Annotated in this window: 1 protein-coding gene; it reads left to right on the top strand. The window is 42.4% G+C overall.

Annotated elements, in window-relative coordinates:
• Positions 1-297, top strand: a 297-nt coding sequence (locus CWB66_RS21685; protein ID WP_289508525.1) for a DnaB-like helicase C-terminal domain-containing protein, incomplete at both ends; no start/stop codon positions are given.

Genomic DNA, 297 nt, shown 5'->3' with positions numbered 1-297 from the left:
AACCGTACCTTAGAAATTTCCGAAATTTCACGCTCACTCAAAGCATTAGCAAAAGAGTTGCAGTGTCCGGTTGTTGCTCTATCGCAGCTTAACCGTACTCTAGAGCAACGTGCTGATAAACGTCCAATTAACTCAGATTTACGTGAGTCGGGCTCTATTGAGCAAGATGCCGATTTGATCATGTTTATTTATCGTGATGAAGTCGATAACGAAGACAGTACTGAAAAAGGCATTGCCGAAATTATTATCGGTAAACAGCGTAACGGTCCGATTGGTAAAGTGCGCCTAACCTTCCAA

The organism is Pseudoalteromonas sp. S558 (assembly GCF_005886635.1).
GTDB classification, from domain to species: domain Bacteria; phylum Pseudomonadota; class Gammaproteobacteria; order Enterobacterales; family Alteromonadaceae; genus Pseudoalteromonas; species Pseudoalteromonas aliena.
This window is presented reverse-complemented; position numbering and strand designations above follow the sequence as displayed.